The sequence below is a fragment of the Promicromonospora kroppenstedtii DSM 19349 genome (assembly GCF_000515355.1).
Classification (GTDB): Bacteria; Actinomycetota; Actinomycetes; order Actinomycetales; family Cellulomonadaceae; genus Promicromonospora; species Promicromonospora kroppenstedtii.
The window spans coordinates 5,335-7,007 of sequence record NZ_KI911594.1 but is presented as its reverse complement, the minus strand read 5'-3'; the positions used below and the strand labels follow the sequence as shown (position 1 = coordinate 7,007).

The window sequence follows — 1,673 nt, the reverse complement described above, 5'->3', positions numbered from 1 at the left end:
CCTGCCGGCGGAGGAGTGGCGGACGGCCGACCAGGTGGCCCGGCTCGCCGAGCGGGTGAACGCCCTGGCGGCGCTCGCGGCCGAGCGCGGGCTGGAGTTCGGGTACCACAACCACGCCTGGGAGCTGAGCACCCGCATCGACGGCCGGCACGCCCTGGAGGTGTTCGTGGACCACCTGGCGCCCGAGGTGGTCCTGGAGGTGGACACGTACTGGGCGGTCGTCGGGGGAGCGGACGCCCCGGCCCTCCTGACCGCGCTGGGCGACCGGGTGCGCCTCATCCACGTCAAGGACGGCACGCTCGACGGCGACGTCGACCGGCAGCAGCCCGCCGGCGCGGGCGAGGTGGACGTGCCCGGCATCCTGGCGGCCGCCCCGGCGGCGACCCGCGTCATCGAGTTCGACACGTACGGCGGCGACGTCTTCGACGGCATCGCGCGGTCGCTGGCCTGGCTGACGGAGCACGACCGATGAGCCGGCCGGGCGCCGCGGGCGTCGGCATCGTCGGCGCGGGCAACATCTCGACCCAGTACCTGGAGAACCTGACCCGGTTCGCCGACGTCGAGGTCCGGTTCGTCGCCGACCTCGACCTCGCGCGCGCCGCCGAGCGGGCCCGCGAGTACGGCGTGGCGGCGTCGGGCAGCGTGGACGAGCTGCTGGCCCGGGACGACGTCGACGTCGTCGTCAACCTCACCGTCCCCGCGGTGCACACCGAGGTGGGGCACCGCATCCTCGCCGCGGGCAAGCACGTGTGGAGCGAGAAGCCCGTCGCCCTGGACCGGGACGCCGCGGCGGCCCTCCTGGCGGACGCCGAGGCGCGCGGCCTGCGCGTCGCGTGCGCCCCGGACACGGTGCTGGGCGCGGGCATCCAGACGGCGCTGCGGGCCATCGCGCGCGGCGACATCGGGGAGCCGCTCACGGCGACCACGATGTTCCACGTGCCCGGGCCGGAGTCGTGGCACCCCAGCCCCGACTTCCTGTTCGCGCGCGGCGCCGGCCCGCTGTTCGACATGGGGCCCTACTACGTGACCACGCTCGTGCACGTGCTGGGCTCCGCGACCCGGGTCCAGGCGGTGGCCTCGACCTCCCGCCAGAGCCGCACCATCGGCAGCGGCCCCCGCGCCGGCGAGGCGTTCCCCGTCGAGGTGCCGACCCACCACGCCGCCCTGATCGAGTTCGGCGAGGGTCGCTCGGCCCAGTCGACGTTCTCGTTCCAGCACGCGCTGCCCCGCAGCGGGTTCGTCGAGGTCAACGGCACCGAGGGCACCATCGTGCTGCCCGACCCCAACGGGTTCGACGGCGCCTCCACGCTCTGGACGTACGGCTCCGACGAGCCGGCGGCGCTGCCGGCCGTGGGCCCCGAGTTCGGCCGCGGCGCCGGTGTCGTCGACCTGGTGCGCTCGACCCGCGACGGCGGCACCGAACGGGCGTCGGGCGCCGTCGCCGCGCACGTCCTGGACATCCTGCTCGGCGTCCGGGACGCGGCGGAGACGGGGCAGCCGGTGAAGATCAGCTCAGCCGTCGACCCGATCGCCCCGCTCCCGGAGGGCTGGGACCCGGCGGCGGCTACGGGGTAGGGCCGGGCAGGAGCCGCTCCAGCAGGGCCAGCGACCGCCGGACGTCGACGGCCTCCGGGTCCAGCAGCCACTGGAGCTGCAGCCCGTCCGACGCCGCC

Annotated in this window: 2 protein-coding genes; both read left to right on the top strand. The window is 75.9% G+C overall.

Going from position 1 to position 1,673, the window contains the following annotated elements; all coding sequences use genetic code 11:
• Positions 1-472 (top strand): sugar phosphate isomerase/epimerase family protein (locus tag PROKR_RS03045; protein WP_036959443.1); only part of this gene is annotated, 472 nt, incomplete at its 5' end.
• Positions 469-1,575: a Gfo/Idh/MocA family protein gene (locus PROKR_RS03040; RefSeq protein ID WP_036959442.1), complete on the top strand. Its 1,107-nt coding sequence runs from the start codon at positions 469-471 to the stop codon at positions 1,573-1,575. The genes PROKR_RS03045 and PROKR_RS03040, both read left to right, overlap by 4 nt.
• Positions 1,576-1,673 lie beyond the last annotated feature (98 nt).

What these genes read in the sequence shown, in the direction of transcription:
- PROKR_RS03040 (WP_036959442.1), top strand. Translation starts at nt 469, where the DNA reads ATGAGCCGGCCGGGCGCCGCGGGCGTCGGCATCGTCGGCGCGGGCAAC.